Source organism: Streptomyces sp. OfavH-34-F, assembly GCF_022347745.1.
Taxonomy (GTDB): domain Bacteria; phylum Actinomycetota; class Actinomycetes; order Streptomycetales; family Streptomycetaceae; genus Streptomyces.
In genome coordinates this window covers 1-15588 of sequence record NZ_JAKRGC010000143.1, presented here as the reverse complement: position 1 = coordinate 15588, position 15588 = coordinate 1, and the positions used below count along the sequence as shown (strand labels likewise).

Below are 15588 nucleotides of genomic sequence, written 5' to 3'. Positions count from 1 at the left end.
CAGTTGGGCTCCCAGCCGTTGCGGGCGACGGCCAGGGCGAGCCCGCCGGTGGCCGCCGCGGTGGAGGCCACCAGCCAGCCGAGCGAGACGAGCACCACCCGGCGGGCCAGCGCGCCGGACTTCCCGCCGCCGGCCCCGGTCGGCACCCAGGCCGCGCTGCGCCCGCGCAGGGTGTGCCAGACGGCGGCTCCGGCGGCGACGCTCATCAGGACGTTGGCCCGGATGACCTCGACGCGCCAGCGGGTGCGGCTGATCCGGGGCAGCAGCACGTGCCACAGCCACAGCGGGGCGAGGAGCGGCAGGACGTGCCAGGGCCGGATGTGGTCCGGGTACCAGATCATCATCACGAGCGGCGGCAGCGGGGCGGCGAAGGTGTTCACCACGGTCGTCAGGTAGCCGACGATCCCCTCGTAGAAGCACAGCCGCATCCGGCGGGGGGCGTTCATCCTCCTCAGCACCGGCGTGCTCAGCAGGTGCAGGTTGCCCATCGCCCAGCGGTACTGCTGGTTGAGGTAGGAGGCGAGGTTGTCGGGCGAGGTGCCCTTGGCGACCAGGACCGGCACGTACAGGGTCCGGAACCCCTCGGCGTGCAGGGCGAGCCCGGTGTACATGTCCTCGCTGTGGTCGAGCCGGGCGAAGCCGCCGGCCCGGTCGACGGCGCTGCGCCGGTAGACCGCGTTGCTCCCGCAGCAGATCGCCGCGTCGCTCGCGTCGCGGGACGGCTGGATCCACCGGAAGAACCACTCCTGCGCCGAGCCGGCCGCGCGCTGGATCCACCCCATGGTCTCGTCGGTGTCGAAGCACTGCGGGCTCTGCACGATGCCGACGCCGGGGTCGGCCAGGTACGGCACGAGATGGCGCAGGAAGTCGGGCCTGGGCGCGAAGTCGGCGTCCAGGATGGCGATGTGCTCGGCGCTGCTCAGGGTGAGCGCGTGATTGAGGTTGCCCGCCTTCTTCAGATGGCCCCGGTCGGGCCGGACGACGTAGCGGAAGCCGTACGCGGCGGCCAGCGCGGCCACCTCGGGGCTGTCGGCGTCGTCCAGCACCCAGACGGTCAGCGCGTCCGGCCAGTCCAGGGCGGCGACCGCCCGGTAGGCGTTCTCCAGCACGTCGAGCGGTTCCCCGCAGGTCGGCAGGTAGAGGTCGACGGTGGGCAGCTCGGGCGGGTTCCAGGCGTGGACGAGCACTTCGTGCGAGCGCCGGGTCAGCCGGCGGGCGCGCAGGCTGTTGACCGACGAGAGCGCGAGCGCGACGACGTTCAGGGAGAGCACCGCGAGGAAGGCCCAGAGGGCCGGGGTGCGCAGGGCGAAGGTGAACATGGTCGCCGCCGTGAGCACGAAGGCGAGCGAGGAGCTGATCAGCACCCAGCGGCGCTGTGGCCCGAAGTACCAGTAGAGCTCCTGGTCGGACGGTGGTTGAGGTAAGTGACGCACGGACATAAAGCCCCCCACGGCTGTGCATATCCCGGTATCGGGTGACCCACCCCACCCTAGTGTCAGAGGTATAGACCACTTGGCGTCCGCCGGGGAATCGGACAGGGGTTGGCGCAAAGTCAGTGGTCTATACCCATTTCATGCGCGGGCCCCCGGCGGAGCGGAAAGTTCCAGGTCACCGGCGGGTGAACGCTCACTCAACATCCGGCTGCCGGATGGCCGGGACGCCGCGCACGCGTCACGGCACAATGGCCCCATGCCGATACCCAGCCGCGCCGCCCTCGTCGAGCACCTCGTCCGTACGCGCATCGCGGGGGACGTCGCCACCCCGCGCGACAACAACCTGGCCCACTACCGCAGCCTGGCCAACGGCGACCGGCACTACTGGCTGGGCCTGGAGCTGGGCGACCGGTGGCGCGACGAGCAGGACGTGCTCGCCGTGATGGCCGAAAGGTGCGGGGTCAGCGACGATCCGGAGCACCGGTTCGGGCAGGACACCATCGACCCCGAACTGACCGTCGACGCCCTGGAACGGGCCGCCGCCCGGCTGCGCAAGGCCGCCGAGGGCCGCGAACGGGTCCTCTTCGCCACCGGCCACCCCGGCGGCCTCCTGGACGTCCACCGGCAGACGGCGGCGGCGCTGCGGGCGGCCGGCTGCGAGATCGTACGGATACCGGGCGGGCTGATGGCCGACGAGGGCATGGTCTTCCAGTTCGCGGACGTCGCCGTCCAGGAGCGCGGCGCGACCCTCTGGCACACCCACTCCCCGGCCCCGATGGCCGCCGTCCTCGACGGCCTGGAACGGGAGGGCCGCCCGCTGCCCGACCTCGTCGTCGCCGACCACGGCTGGGCCGGCTGCGCCGCGCAGCGCGGCCTGGACGCCATCGGGTACGCCGACTGCAACGACCCGGCCCTCTTCCTGGGCGAGGCCGAGGGCACCCTCCAGGTGGCCGTCCCGCTCGACGACCACGTCCTGGACCCGCGCTTCTACGACCCGATGACGGACTACCTGCTGGACGCGGCCGGGCTGCTCTGAGGCGCCCCGGTCAGGCGTCCGGCTCCCCGTCCCGCCCGCCTTCCTCCGCCGTGCGGGCCCGGCGGCGCGCCTCCCGGCCCGACGTCGGGTCCAGGTACACCCGCTTGATCGACGCGTAGCGCCGCCGCAGCCGGTGCTCCGCCTCCTCGCAGGCCGATTCCACCTGGCCGGCGCCGACCGAGTCCGCGAAGTCCACCTTCGCGGCCACCAGGATCTCGTCCGGCCCCTGGATGAGCGTGGTCAGCTCCAGCACGGCCACCAGGTGCTCCACCGCGAGCAGCTCCTCCCGGATGCCCTCCCGCATGGGCGCCGACACCGGCCGCCCGATCAGCAGCTGGACGTTGGACCGCCCGAGCACCCACGCCACGTACACCAGCAGCACCCCGATCAGCAGCGAGGCGACGCCGTCCCACACCCCGGACCCGGTCAGCTGCCCGCCCAGCAGCCCGCCCGCCGCGAGCAGCAGCCCCAGCAGGGCCGCCGAGTCCTCCATCACGACGGCCTTGACCGCGGTGTCCGGGGTGCGCCGGAAGTAGTGCCGGGCGGGCGCGCCGAGCCGCACGGCCTCCTCGCGGACCTGGCGCAGCCCGGTCCGCAGCGAGAACCCCTCCAGCAGGAACGCGACGGCCAGCACGAGGTACGAGAGCAGCGGGTCGCCCAGGTCCTCGCCCGCGAGCAGGGTGTGCACCCCGTCGTAGATCGAGAAGACCGCGCCCCCGACGAACGTCGCCACGGAGGCGAGCAGCGCCCAGATGTACCGCTCGGGGCCGTACCCCAGCGGATGGGCCTCGTCGGCCGGCTTCTCGCTGCGCTTGAGCGCGGTGAGCAGCAGCACCTCGGTGACGGTGTCGGCCACCGAGTGCGCCGCCTCGGAGAGCATCGCGCTCGATCCGCTGATCAGCCCGGCGACCGCCTTCGCCACGGCGATGCCGAGGTTGGCGAGGGCCGCGACGACGACGGTGAAGGTGGACCCGCCACCACTGCTGTGCGCGTCAGTCATGCCGGTGAGTATGTCCGCGCGCGGCGCGCTCATGTCCGACGCGCGGCCGGTGGGGGGCCGGTGGAGGGCCCCGGCGGGCGATCCGGTTACCGGGGAACCCGGACCACGCCCTCCTGGATGACGGTGATCGCCAGCCGGCCGTCCTGGGTGTAGATCCGGGCCTGGCCCAGGCCGCGCCCGCCGGACGCGGACGGCGACTCCTGGTCGTACAGCAGCCACTCGTCCGCCCGGAACGGCCGGTGGAACCACATCGCGTGGTCCAGGCTCGCGCCCACCACGTCGCCGACCGCCCAGCCGCCGCGCCCGTGGGCGAGCAGCACGGAGTCGAGCAGCGTCATGTCGGAGACGTACGTGGCCATGCACACGTGCAGCAGCGGGTCGTCGGCCAGCTTGCCGTTGGTCCGGAACCACACCTGCGAGCGCGGCTCGCGGGGTTCGCCGACCGTGCCGAACGGCGGCGCGTCCACGTACCGCAGATCGACCGCCGCGCGTGCCTCCAGCAGCCGGTCCACCATGCCCGGGTCGCTGAACCGGTGGGCGTGGCGGGGCAGCATCTCGGCCGCGGTGGGCAGCGTCCCGGGGTCGGGCGCGGCCGGCATGGGCGCCTGGTGCTCCAGCCCCTCCTCGTACGTCTGGAAGGACGCGGACAGGTGGAAGATCGGCTGCCCGTGCTGGACGGCGACGACCCGGCGCGTGGTGAACGACCGGCCGTCGCGGATGCGGTCCACGGTGTAGACGATCGGGGCGCCCGGATCGCCCATGCGCAGGAAGTACGAGTGCAGCGAGTGGGCGGACCGGTCGGCGGGCACGGTGCGGCCCGCGGCGACGAGCGCCTGGGCCGCGACCTGCCCGCCGAAGACCCGGGGCACGACCGCGGAGCGGCTGGCACCCCGGAAGATGTCCTGCTCGATCCGCTCCAGGTCGAGCAGATCGAGCAGGGAATCGAGTGCGGTGCTCATGGGAGGGGCGTGGTCCTACAGGCCCATGGACTTGGCGATGATCGACTTCATGACCTCGCTGGTGCCGCCGTAGATGCGGTTGACGCGGTTGTCGGCGTACAGGCGGGCGATCGGGTACTCGTTCATGAAGCCGTAGCCGCCGTGGAGCTGGAGGCAGCGGTCGATCACGCGGTGCGCGACCTCGGTGCAGAACAGCTTCGCGGAGGCGGCCTCGGCGGCGGTCAGCTCACCGGCGTCCAGCGCCTCCAGCGCGCGGTCGGCGACGGCCTGGGCCGCGTCCACCTCGGCCTGGCAGGCGGCCAGCTCGAACTTGGTGTTCTGGAACGAGGCGACGGTCTTACCGAAGACGGTGCGCTCCTGCACGTACTCCTTGGCGAACCGGATGGCCGCGGCGGCCTGGGCGTACGCGCCGAACGCGATGCCCCAGCGCTCGGACGCCAGGTTGGTGCCGAGGTAGCCGAAGCCCTTGTTCTCCTCGCCGAGCAGATCCTCGGCGGGCACCTTGACGTCGACGAACGCAAGCTCGGCGGTGTCGGACACGCGCAGCCCGAGCTTGTCGAGCTTGCGGCCGACGGAGTAGCCCTCGGACTTGGTGTCCACGGCGAACAGCGAGATGCCGAAGCGGCGGTCGTCCTCGCGCGGGGCGGAGGTGCGGGCGCAGACGATGACGCGGTCGGCGTGCACGCCACCGGTGATGAACGTCTTCGCGCCGTTGAGCACGTAGTGCGTGCCGTCCTCGGAGAGCTTGGCGGTGGTCTTCATGCCCGCCACGTCCGACCCGGTGCCCGGCTCGGTCATCGCGAGGGCCCACATCTCCTCGCCGGTCACGAACTTCGGCAGCCAGCGCTTCTTCTGGTCCTCGGTGGCCAGCATCTTGATGTACGGCAGCCCGAGCAGGGTGTGCACCCCGGACCCGCCGAACGAGACGCCCGCCCGCGCGGTCTCCTCGTAGATGACGGCGTCGTACTTGTGCGAGTCGATGCCCGCGCCGTCGTACTCCTCGTCCACGTTGATCCCGTAGACGCCCAGCTCACCGAGCTTCAGGTAGAAGTCACGCGGCGCCTGCCCGGCGGCGAACCACTCGTCGTACACGGGCACGACCTCGGCCGCGATGAAGGCCCGGATGGTCTCCCGGAACGCCTCGTGGTCCTCGTTGAATACCGTACGGCGCACGGGTGCCTCCTTGGTCGGCGACGTCTCCTACGACATGGCTAAGCGCTTGCTCAGTCCTGGTTGAAAGTTACCCGGCAGTCACGGCACTGTCCAGGGTGACGCTGAGCACGCGCGAGAATGTCGGTCCGTAGGCTCCGCGAGATCCGAAGGGGACGGTGGAAGCAGTGCGAGTGGAGCGTCACGAGGTCGGACCGGAGGCGGTGTCGGCCGCTCTCGACGGATTCGGCGCGCGGATCGGTGGCCTGGTGCGGGCCATGTCCGCAGAGCGGATGACCGGTGCCGACTGGTCGCTGCTGGCGGGGGAGTTCCTCGATCATCTCGGGGCGATGTCCCTGCGGAACCCCGGGCTCGACACCCCGCAGGCCAAGGCCGTCCTCGATGCCGCGGCCCAGGCGGCGACCGGCGCCGTCTCCTATGCCGCGTACTTTCCCGGCCTCCCCTTCTCCGTCTCCCTCGACTACGTGAACTTCGGGATGGGCTACGACGGAGGCGCCGACGCCGACGCGAGTTCCGCGGCCATCACCTCGTTCGACTGGATCGACGCCTTCTGCCTGGCTGTCCTCACGGGTACGGTCGAGCGCCACCGGGAGGCGTTCCACCACACCCGGCAACCCCCGCACGGGGAGGAGGCGGGCCTCCCCGCCCACGCGTTCGTCCACGGCCTGATGGCGTACGTGCTGGGGGACTTGTGGGACGACGACGCGGAGTACCCGCCTGCCGAGGCGGACGTACTCGCGGCGATCGACGGTGGGCTCGGCCGTATCCGCGCCCTCGGCGAGGCGCGGGGGCATGACTTTCAGCGGCACTCCCACACCACCGCGCTGCTCGTGCTGCGCGCCCTCGCGGCCGGGGACCGCGAAGCGTTCGACAGCGCACTGGGGCAGCTGCTGCGGACTCACAAAACGTTCGCCGAAGCCGTCTCCCGTCCGCGCCCCCGCTCGCTTCTGCCGCTCGAACCCCTCGCGCTGACCGCCCTGGCCCACCGGCGCCGGGGCTGGCAATCGGCAATGACCACGGACTATCTTCCGCGTGCGCTGGTGACAGGTTTCGAGTCGACGCGCCCGCGGGAGAGCCGGGCCGACATGGCCGCCGCGCTCCGCGCGGGCGCGGCCCTCTACGACCGCCCCGACGAGTAGGCCGCGACCTCCCTCTGGATGTGTCAGGTGGGGAACTCGCCGAGCCAGCTGCGCTGGAGCAGGTGCTTGGGGAGGTAGTCGGATTCGACGTCGAGCGGAAAGTCGGCGTCGTGGGCGAGGCAGGCGATGGCGAGGGGACCAAGGGCGATGCTGCCGTCGATGCTCACAGCGCGTTCTTCGTTGAGGGTCCAGTACGCCTTGTGGAGTTGGAGTGCTTCGGCGAGGGCGGGGGCGAAGCCGGCTTCGTCCTTGCGGACGTAGTGGTAGAAGAGGTTGATCGGGGGGTAGAGCGTGCCCTGAAGCATGTCCAGGGGTGCGACGCGTGCGACGGAGGGGTCGGACGTCTCGATGGTGGCGATGAGCTTGTCCGCGAGGCCGGGGCCTCGGAGCCACCAGGTCTGGAGGGTGTCGATCCAGTGGTGGAGGTATTCATCGGCCAGGGCTTGGGGCGAGTGCAGCCGTTCCAGGGGAATCTTGCTGAGCTGGGTCAGGCGTGGCTGGTCACGGCAGATGAGGGCCAGCCAGAAACTGTTCAACCAGGCCCCCTGGCCGGCAACCAGCCTGCAGCTGGGCGCGGGGATGGCCCGCAGCTTCCGGTTGATCCGGCATTCCACGGTTCCCTCGCTCATACCGGCGACGGCGAACAGCGCCGACCCCACCTGAAGGGCGTTGACCGCCGACTCCCATGTCTCGATCGCGGCAGCTTCGGGATCGACCAGGCACCTGGCGCGCAGCCCCATCACGGCGGTGCTGAAGGTTGCGTCGATGAGGTTGGAACTCCTTTCGAGATCATCGATATCCTCGACCAGGTCTTCTTCCAAGTCGTTCACGAATTGCTTCGTGTTTCCTCGCTTGGACAGGTCGTGACGGGCGATGATGGTTGCGGTCACGGAAGAGTCCCCTTGCTGATGTCGAACCGTCTGTACCGGTAACCAGTGTAGCGGCCGGTGCTTTTCTCGCCCTTGATGACTACGTATTCGAGATTGCCGTCGGCAAGGGCCTTTTTCAGCATCTTTGCAGTCTTCCTCTCCCCTCTGTCTCTCATTTTATCGATTATGTCCAGGAAATATTCCTGACTTCCTTGGGAAACCCTGTTTCCGTCGGGGAGAGTGCGACTCCCCAATTCCGTTCCGACGCTGCTCTTCGCCTCGATGACGATCACTCGGCCGTCTTCGTGTGTCCAGACCTGGTCGAACTGGTCGTTGCCGTTCCGTGGGCCACCCAGTGGTTGCCGCTCGAAGTCCGGGTGCCGGTCCGCCATGAAGTGGTGCTCCGCCACCTGTTCGCCGAATTCTTCCGCGGACTTGGTCATCCACGCATGGGCATCGGTGTAGGCATCCGTCGCCTGGTCGAAGGCGACGCGGGACTTCATGTCGTTGTGGGCCTGGAGGTCTCGGGTGGCTGCCGCTCTCCACTCCCTCACGATGGTGTCCAGCCGGATCGCGGCACGCCGCTTGTAGGCGGCGGTGTCGAGCAGCCTGAGCCGTGCGCGGCTCTTGACGGTGTCCGCCCCGACTCTGATGTAGTCCTCGTCGAGGAAATGTGGCTTCGGGGGATCAGGCACGTCCTTGGCGCGTGTCCATGTGTTTGTTCCCGGAACCTTGCTGAGCTGGGGAGGTGTGTATCCGCTTTCGTCGTGGATTCTGAGCAGTTTCCGGGCGCCGTCCTTTTTGTAATAGCGCTCCAGGTACCCCGGTTCCTCGTTCGCGCGGTAGACCTGGATTTCCTCGATCTGTTCGCGGGTCAGTGAACCCGGCTTGCCGTACGGGTTCGGGCCGTCGGCCATGAAGTCGGGGCGGGATACCGGCGGGTGGGCTCCGCCCGCGTGTCCGCCTCCGCTCACGCCCGCACCGGACGGGGGCCGAGGGGGGCCGCCCGTGGTGTGGGTGGTCGCGCCCGCCCCGCCGTGCGCGCCGACCAAGGTGGTTTCCGGGGTGGTGGTGGTTCGGGGTGGGGGGTTTTCGGGGTGGGCTGCCGAGTTGTGCTGGACGAGGGTGCCGTCCTTGCGCAGGAGGTTGCCGTGGCCGTCCAGGTAGACCGTGTTGCCGGCCTCGTCCGTGACCCTGAGCACGTTCTCCGGCAGGGCCGTCGTGTTGCCGGGGAGTTTGAGGGCGCCCTCGGGGATGCGGAGGGAGCCGGCGGGGGCGGGCATGCCCTCCGGGAGGCGGACCACGCCGTCGCCCAGGTCCACGGCGCCCGGCGGGATCTCCGTGCCCGGGGCGAGTCTGACGGAGCGGGACGGGACCGCGAAGGCCTCGTCCGGGACCGCGGCGCCCGGCGGCAGGTGCAGGGTGCCGTCCGGGAGCTTGAACGCGCCCTCGGGGAGGACCACGGAGCCGGCCGGGACCGTGATCGCGCCGCCCCGCAGGCCCTTCGTCAGGTCGCCCACCGTGCGCAGGCCCGCCCCCGCGCCCTTGAAGACGTACGTCATCGGGTCCACCGCGCGGCCCGCCCGGCCCGCGTAGGCGACGGCCCTCGCGGCCAGGGCGCCCTTGCCGGCGCCCGAGACCGCAGCGCCGGTGCCGCCGGTTGCGAGGGCGGTCAGGGCGTTGAAGGTGACCGTGCCGGCGGCCCGGGCCGGGTTCTCGCCCCACTGGTCCCACGCGAGCATCGCCTTCGCCGCCGTGGGCACCGCCTCGCGCGAATCGCGGAGCCAGTCCGGGAGCTGATCCTCCGGGACGGTGAAGAAGACGAGGGCCGTGGCCGGGTTGCTCAGGGTCAGGCCGGTGGCGAGCTTGCCCAGGCCCGTCCAGGCCTGCCCGGCGGCGTCCCAGCCCTCCGTGCCGAACAGGGTGCCCAGGCCCTTGGCCGTGCCCCCGATCCCGTCCACGACGAAGCCCTTGGCGAAGTCCCAGACCTGGCCGCCCACATGCTGCCACCACGGCTTCGACTCCTCGACCGGGTCACCCCAGGGCAGGCCCTCGGCGTGCTTCAGGGCCTCCGCGTCGTAGCCGTACGTGTGGGCCCGGCCCGAGCCGTCGTCGGCGCGCAGCGGCGGGCCGTCCACCAGCGCGACGATCTTGTTGTAGCAGGCCCGCTCCACCGCCTGGAACGCCGCCCAGGTCTCCGCGATCTCGGCGTGCCTGCGGTTGTTCTCGGCGACCAGCTCGCCGTCCTCGCGCCAGTCGTCCCTCGCGTTGACCGTGACCCGGAACGCGCCCGCGTCCCGTTTGAGCTGCTTCAGCTTCTCGACCAGCGGGCCGGCGTCCTGCGCGTACGCGGTGAGCGCGGCGGTGATGGTGGCCAGGTCCTCCTTGAGGGAGGCTCCCCGGTCCGCGACCGGCTGGGTGGTGGCGAACAGCTGGTCCGCCTCGGGTGCCCGGTAGAACGCCTGGAGGCCGCCGAAGGTGCTGTGCACGTCGCCGGCGGCCGTCGCGAGGGCCGCGCCGCTCCTGGTCAGGGCGCCCACCTGGACGTCGAGCAGGGCCAGGTCCCCGGTGAAGACGGGGATGCCTTCCAGGGGTATCGGGTCGTCGTCGCTCACCGGTTCGCCCCCAGGTCCCGCAGGAGGTCGAGCCGGACGGCCCGGGCCGCGTCCTGGGCCTGCTTCGCGGTGTCCAGGTCCCCTTCGACGTATTCGTTGGTCGCCGTGACGGCGCCCAGGACCGCCGCCTCGACGCGTTCCGCCATGGCGGTGATCTGGGGCTGCCGGCCGCGCAGGTATTCGCCCAGCGCGGCGGCCACCGGGCCCAGCGTGGGCGCGGTGAGCGGCGGCTGCCCTGCGGGCACCGGGCCGTGCAGCGGGGTGGCGCGGGCCATCGTGCCCGGCACCGCCGTGCCCGCGGCCCGGCCCGCCTCCTCCAGGGCCGCGTACACCGCGGCCCGTGCCTTCACCAGCTCGCCGGCGTGCCCGCCGACGAGCCGTAACTGACTCTGCACACCCTGGGGTTCGATGTCCCAGGCGTCATTCGCCGTCACCGGCCGTCCCCCCCCGGAGCCCGAAACCGGTCAGCCGATGTTGTCCACGGCCGCCTTCGCGCGGGCCAGGGTCTGCTGGGCGGTGCCGTCGTTCTTCTCCAGGGTGGAGCGCAGCAGGTGGATGATGTTCTTGACCTCCTGCGACGCCGCGTTCCAGCGGAGTTCCTTGCCGTGGTACTCGTCGGCGACGCCGTCCGCCGCGAAGTCGCTCATCGCGGCCTTGACCTGGCCGTCCCGGGCCGTGATGACCAGCTCCAGCTGGGCGATCACCACCTGCAGATTGCCCTGCACCTCGGTCGACGCGCCCGTGTCGTACGAGCGCCGGTCCGTGTTGCCCGCGTTCCCCATGCTCTTGCCTCTCCCCGTCAGGAATGTGTACGGATGCGCTGAAGGCCGCGCCGGATCAGCGGCCGCCGAACCGGGCCGCGTCGAAGTTGGCCGACGCCATCTGCGTACGGGCGTTCTCGCCCTGCTCCTGGTCGCCCGAGCCGAACGCCGCGTCCATGCCCTGCTGGCCGCCGAGGATGCCGGACAGCGAGGCGTTGAGCGCGGCGGTGATCTCGTCGGAGCGGTTCTTGAAGTCGTCGAACGCGACCTTGCCGGAACCGTTGAACTTGCCCTCCAGCGGCTCCGCGGCCTGGATCAACTGCCGGATGAGCGTGCCCAGGTCCGTGCTGGAACCCTGCGAGTGCGAGATCAGGGTCGACAGGACCGTGGACCCCATGTCGAACTTCATTCGTTTCCCCCAACCGATCGAACGAACGTGTCCTCTCCGCCCTCATGTCTATCAACGCGTACGTCGCTACTGCAATCTGCAATCGGCCATATCGCCGCCGTGACCGGCCGGGGCCGCACGTCAGCGGGGCGCGTACACCGTCTGCATCAGCCGGTTCGGTCGCCCGCGCTGGATGAACACGCCCCGGCCCGGGGCCTGTTGCGAGGCGTACACACCGGGGAAGAGCTGGCCCTCGCTGCGGTCGCCGGACATGACCAGCGCCGACGCCCCCGACTCGCGCAGGCTCTGCACCAGCGGCTCGTACATGCCGCGCGCCGCCCCCGCCACGCGCCGCGACAGCACGAAGTGCAGGCCGATGTCCATGGCGGAGGGGATGTACGGGAGGAACGCGGCCAGTGGCGACTGGCCTGCCGTCGTCAGCACGTCGTAGTCGTCCACCAGGACCACGATGCGCGGCCCCGCGCCCCAGCGGCCCGGCTCCAGGTCCTCCAGCGGCGCGTTCTCGTCCGGCAGCCGCTTCTCCAGCTCCGAGGCGATGGCCGCCGAAAGGCCCATGCAGAGCTTGGAGTTGTACGCGTAGCCGCCGTTCAGCTCCTCCGGGACCACCCCGCGCAGCGAGCGCCGGGGGTCCATCACCGCGAACACGATGTCGTCCTCGCCGTAGCGGTGCGCGAGGCCCTCGGCGACCGTGCGCAGCAGGTTCGTCTTGCCGCACTCGCTGTCCCCGAACACCAGCAGGTGCTGGTCGTGGCCGAAGAGGTCGAGCAGCACCGGCGCGAGGGCCGACTGGTCGAGCCCCAGCGGCACCCGCTCCGGTTCGGCCGCCGGGCTCGGCAGCAGCCGGGGCTCCAGCAGGTGCGGCAGGACCCGTACGGGCTGGGCGACCTCGCCGTGCCAGGTGGCCCGGACCGTGCGGACGGCGCGTTCCAGGACGGCGCCCAGCTCCGCCGTCTCCGCGACCCCGTCGGTGCGGGGGAGGGCGACCTGGGCGAACAGCTTGCCGTCGGTGAGGACGCGGCCGGGCTCGTCGGGGGACAGGGTCTCGGCCAGTTTGCGGTCGATGCTCGACTCCCCGGCGTCGTTGAGCCGCAGTTCGACGCGGGTGCCGAAGTTGGACTGGATGGCGATGCGCACGTCGTTCCAGCGGAGCATGCCGGCGACGACGTGGATGCCGTAGCCGCCGCCCCGCTTGAGGATGTCCGCGACGGCGTCGTCCAGCTCGTCGAAGTCGTCGCGCAGCGCGCCGAACCCGTCGACGACGAGGACGATCTCGGCGGACGCCAGCTCCGGCAGCCGGCCCGCCGCGTGCAGGGTGCGCAACTGCTCGACGGAGTCGATGCCGTGCTCCCGGAACAGGTCCTCGCGCAGCGCGAGCATGGCGCGCACCTCCTCGACCGTGCGCGCGGCCCGCTCCCGGTCGGCGCGGCCCGCGATCCCGCCGACGTGCGGCAGCCCGGCGAGGGCCTGGAGGCCGCCGCCGACGAGGTCGAGGCCGTACACGCCGACCTCCTGCGGGGTGTGCGTGAGCGCCAGCGACAGGACCAGGGTGCGCAGCAGCGTCGTCTTGCCGGACTGGGGCCCGCCGATGACGGCCGCGTGGCCGCCGGCCACCGTGAGGTCCAGGAGCCACTGCCCCTGCCACTGCTTGGCCGGGTCGTCCAGCAGGCCGAGCGGCACCAGGAGCGGGCCGTGCTGCCGGGTGCCGGGCCTGCCCGCGTCCGGCCGCACCCCGGCCAGCCGCATCCCGCGCGGCCCGACGTCCAGCGGTCCGGCGAGGGCGTCCAGGGTGAGGGCCGGGGGCAGCGGCGGCAGCCAGATGCTCCGTACGCCGGGCGCGGCGCCGGTCAGCTGGTCCACCATGACGCCGAGTTCGGTCGGCCCGGTCTCGCGGCGGCGGGCCGACGGCTCCCGGTCCTTCGGGGCGTTCTCGGGGCCGGTGAGCGTGTTGTACGCCTCGTAGGGCAGGACGAGCGGCCCGGTCTCCTCCGTGTCCGCGGACCGCACCGGCCCCCGGTAGGCGCCGGAGACGTACCCCGCCTTGAAGCGCGTGTAGTGGCTGGTGTCCACCTTGAGGAAGCCGAAGCCGGGCAGCGGCGGCAGGTGGAAGGCGTCCGTGGTGTCCAGGACCATGCGCGACTCGTCGGCGGAGAAGGTGCGCAGCCCGAGCCGGTAGGAGAGGTAGGTCTCCAGGCCCTTGAGCTTGCCGCTCTCGATGCGCTGGCTGGACAGCAGCAGATGGACGCCGATGGAGCGGCCGATCCGGCCGATGGACAGGAACAGGTCGATGAAGTCCGGCTTGGCGGTGAGCAGTTCGCCGAACTCGTCGATCACCACGAACAGGTGCGGCAGCGGCTCCAGGTCCGGGCGCCGCTGGGCGCGCAGCGCCGCGTAGTCGCCGATGTCGGCGACGTTGCCCGCGTCCTTGAGGGCCTGCTGGCGGCGCTTGACCTCGCCGGCGAGCGAGGAGTGGACGCGCTCGACGAGGCCCGCCTGGTTCTCCAGGTTGGTGATGACGCCCGCCACGTGCGGCAGGTCCGCGAAGGGGGCGAACGTGGCGCCGCCCTTGTAGTCGACCAGGACGAGCGCCAGGTCCTCCGGCGGGTGGGTGGCGGCCAGGCCGAGGACCAGGGTGCGCAGCAGCTCCGACTTGCCGGAGCCGGTCGCGCCGACGCACAGCCCGTGCGGGCCCATGCCCAGCTCGGAGGACTCCTTGAGGTCGAGCAGGACCGGCTCGTGGGCGTCGCTGATGCCGATCGGCACCCGCAGGAAGGCGCGTTCGCCGCGCGGCGCCCACAGCCGGTCCAGGTCCAGCGCCGCCACGTCCTGGACGCCGAGCATCGCGGCGAACTCGACGGGTCCGGCGAGCGGGGCGTCCACCAGGGACTCGGCGGACAGCCGCAGCGGCGCCAGCATCCGGGCCAGGCCCTCGGCGAAGGGCACGCCCACCTCGTCCACGGTGCCGTGCGAGCCGACGGTCTCCGCCCCGCGCAGGTCCTCCACGGCCACGTCCGTGCCGTCCACGGTGAGGCGCACGTTGACGTGGTCCGGCTCCTGGACCCGCCGTTCGAGCAGATGGATCACGGTCACGCCCATCTCACGCAGCCCCACCGCGTCGTCCGGGCGCGGCAGTTCGGCCGCGTCCTCGCCGTGCCCGTCGCTCACCACCAGCAGCCGGGAGTTCATCGCGAGCGCGTCCCGCCCGGCCAGTCCCCGGCGCACCTCGGCGGCGTAGGAGGCGCGGCGGCGCAGCTCCGGGCCGAGCAGCCGGGCGAGCTGCGGGGCGGAGGGCGCGATGCGGCGGGCGGCGACCGGGCCGTCGGACTGCTCGGGGTCGAGCAGGTGCGGCAGCCACTTGGTCCACTCCCAGTCGGCCAGCCGCTCGCCGGGGGCGGCGACCGCGATCGCCACGTCGTCCGGCGCGTGCAGGGCGGCGGCCTGGACGAGCAGGGCGCGCACGACCCGCAGGCAGTCCTCGCGGGGGCCGACCACGCTGACGTTGCCGGCCCGGTCGAGGGGGACGGTCAGCGGCAGTTCGGTGCCGTTGCGGAACCGGTTCACCAGGGCCGACGCCTCGTTGAGCATGAACAGGTCGGGCGGGGTGAGGACGGACGAGCCCTGTTCGCCGATCCGCAGGTCCCGCAGCGGCATCTCGCCCGTGCCGGCCCGTATCCGCAGGAAGTCGTCGTCGCCCCTGCGCCGCTCCCAGAGCCGGGCCGGGTCGCGCACGATGTCGTACAGGGCGTACGGGGACGGGTTGAGCACGTCCGCCTGCTCGCGCCGGGCCCGCTCCTCGGCGGACAGTTCCTCGCGCAGGTCCTCCACATAGGCGAGGTACGCCTCGCGCTGGGTGCGGCGGGTGCGCTGGGCCTTGCCGCGCTGGGAGAGCAGCAGGACGGCCGAGCCGATGACGGTGACGAGGAGGATGATCGCGCCGAGCCCGGCGAACTGGCTGTTGCGGACCACCGTCATCATCACCACGGACGACATCACCCCGGCGACCGGGAGCAGCGACATCGCGATGTTCCCGGACTTGCCCTCGGGCAGGTTGGGCGGCGCCTCGATGGTGCGCGGCTCGGACGCGGCCGGCGGGCGCGTGGTGCGGGCGGGGCGGTGGATCAGGCGGGTGCTCATCGGCTCCGTCCGGGGGTCGCGGCCGGGTGGGCGGGGGCGTACGGGCAGGGGGTCGCGCGGTGGCCG

General features: G+C 71.8%; 12 protein-coding genes. 2 read left to right on the top strand and 10 right to left on the bottom strand.

Annotated features, from left to right (window positions below; genetic code table 11):
• On the bottom strand, nt 1-1439 hold a 1439-nt coding region (locus MHW47_RS20585), incomplete at its 3' end, for a glycosyltransferase family 2 protein (RefSeq protein WP_239225252.1).
• Nucleotides 1440-1689: 250 nt separating this feature from the next.
• On the opposite strand from MHW47_RS20585, the gene MHW47_RS20580 reads away from it, so the two are divergent.
• Nucleotides 1690-2469, top strand: coding sequence for a phosphatase (locus MHW47_RS20580; protein ID WP_239225251.1), 780 nt, complete (start codon nt 1690-1692; stop codon nt 2467-2469).
• A gap of 10 nt (nt 2470-2479) precedes the next feature.
• On the opposite strand, the gene MHW47_RS20575 is transcribed toward MHW47_RS20580, so the two are convergent.
• From MHW47_RS20575 to MHW47_RS20565, 3 genes are all read right to left on the bottom strand, one after another.
• Nucleotides 2480-3469 carry a cation diffusion facilitator family transporter gene (locus MHW47_RS20575; RefSeq protein ID WP_239225250.1) on the bottom strand — a complete coding sequence of 330 codons (990 nt, stop codon included), beginning with the start codon at nt 3467-3469 and terminating at the stop codon, nt 2480-2482.
• Nucleotides 3470-3555: 86 nt separating this feature from the next.
• Complete coding sequence (locus MHW47_RS20570) at nt 3556-4428, bottom strand: acyl-CoA thioesterase II (protein WP_239225249.1); 873 nt, start codon at nt 4426-4428, stop codon at nt 3556-3558.
• Between the two features lie 15 nt (nt 4429-4443).
• A complete protein-coding gene (locus MHW47_RS20565) occupies nt 4444-5601 on the bottom strand; it encodes an acyl-CoA dehydrogenase family protein (protein ID WP_239225248.1) in 1158 nt (385 codons plus the stop codon).
• A 170-nt stretch (nt 5602-5771) separates the two neighbouring features.
• On the opposite strand from MHW47_RS20565, the gene MHW47_RS20560 reads away from it, so the two are divergent.
• The gene (locus tag MHW47_RS20560) at nt 5772-6737 is read left to right on the top strand and encodes an Imm49 family immunity protein (RefSeq protein ID WP_239225247.1); all 966 of its coding nucleotides are present in this window, start codon (nt 5772-5774) and stop codon (nt 6735-6737) included.
• 23 nt (nt 6738-6760) lie between these two features.
• On the opposite strand, the gene MHW47_RS20555 is transcribed toward MHW47_RS20560, so the two are convergent.
• The 6 genes from MHW47_RS20555 to eccCa all read right to left on the bottom strand — a co-directional run bounded on the left by MHW47_RS20555 (nt 6761) and on the right by eccCa (nt 15522).
• Nucleotides 6761-7558: an immunity 49 family protein gene (locus tag MHW47_RS20555; RefSeq protein WP_239225253.1), complete on the bottom strand. Its 798-nt coding sequence runs from the start codon at nt 7556-7558 to the stop codon at nt 6761-6763.
• Nucleotides 7559-7623: 65 nt separating this feature from the next.
• Nucleotides 7624-10221, bottom strand: a complete 2598-nt coding sequence (locus MHW47_RS20550; protein WP_239225246.1) for a hypothetical protein — start codon at nt 10219-10221, stop codon at nt 7624-7626.
• On the bottom strand, nt 10218-10655 hold the full coding sequence (locus tag MHW47_RS20545; RefSeq protein WP_239225245.1) for a DUF6507 family protein: 438 nt from the start codon (nt 10653-10655) through the stop codon (nt 10218-10220). The genes MHW47_RS20550 and MHW47_RS20545 overlap by 4 nt, the downstream gene beginning before the upstream one ends.
• 30 nt (nt 10656-10685) lie before the next feature.
• Nucleotides 10686-11003, bottom strand: a complete 318-nt coding sequence (locus MHW47_RS20540) for a pore-forming ESAT-6 family protein (RefSeq protein WP_239225244.1) — start codon at nt 11001-11003, stop codon at nt 10686-10688.
• A 55-nt stretch (nt 11004-11058) separates the two neighbouring features.
• On the bottom strand, nt 11059-11391 hold the full coding sequence (locus MHW47_RS20535) for a hypothetical protein (RefSeq protein WP_111331411.1): 333 nt from the start codon (nt 11389-11391) through the stop codon (nt 11059-11061).
• A 120-nt stretch (nt 11392-11511) separates the two neighbouring features.
• Nucleotides 11512-15522, bottom strand: coding sequence for a type VII secretion protein EccCa (gene eccCa, locus MHW47_RS20530; RefSeq protein ID WP_239225243.1), 4011 nt, complete (start codon nt 15520-15522; stop codon nt 11512-11514).
• Nucleotides 15523-15588 lie beyond the last annotated feature (66 nt).

Bases quoted from the DNA above. Each gene is read 5' to 3' on its own strand.
- MHW47_RS20575 (WP_239225250.1), bottom strand. From the start codon at position 3,469: ATGACTGACGCGCACAGCAGTGGTGGCGGGTCCACCTTCACCGTCGTC.
- MHW47_RS20535 (WP_111331411.1), bottom strand. From the start codon at position 11,391: ATGAAGTTCGACATGGGGTCCACGGTCCTGTCGACCCTGATCTCGCAC.
- MHW47_RS20570 (WP_239225249.1), bottom strand. From the start codon at position 4,428: ATGAGCACCGCACTCGATTCCCTGCTCGATCTGCTCGACCTGGAGCGG.
- MHW47_RS20540 (WP_239225244.1), bottom strand. From the start codon at position 11,003: ATGGGGAACGCGGGCAACACGGACCGGCGCTCGTACGACACGGGCGCG.
- eccCa (WP_239225243.1), bottom strand. From the start codon at position 15,522: ATGAGCACCCGCCTGATCCACCGCCCCGCCCGCACCACGCGCCCGCCG.
- MHW47_RS20580 (WP_239225251.1), top strand. From the start codon at position 1,690: ATGCCGATACCCAGCCGCGCCGCCCTCGTCGAGCACCTCGTCCGTACG.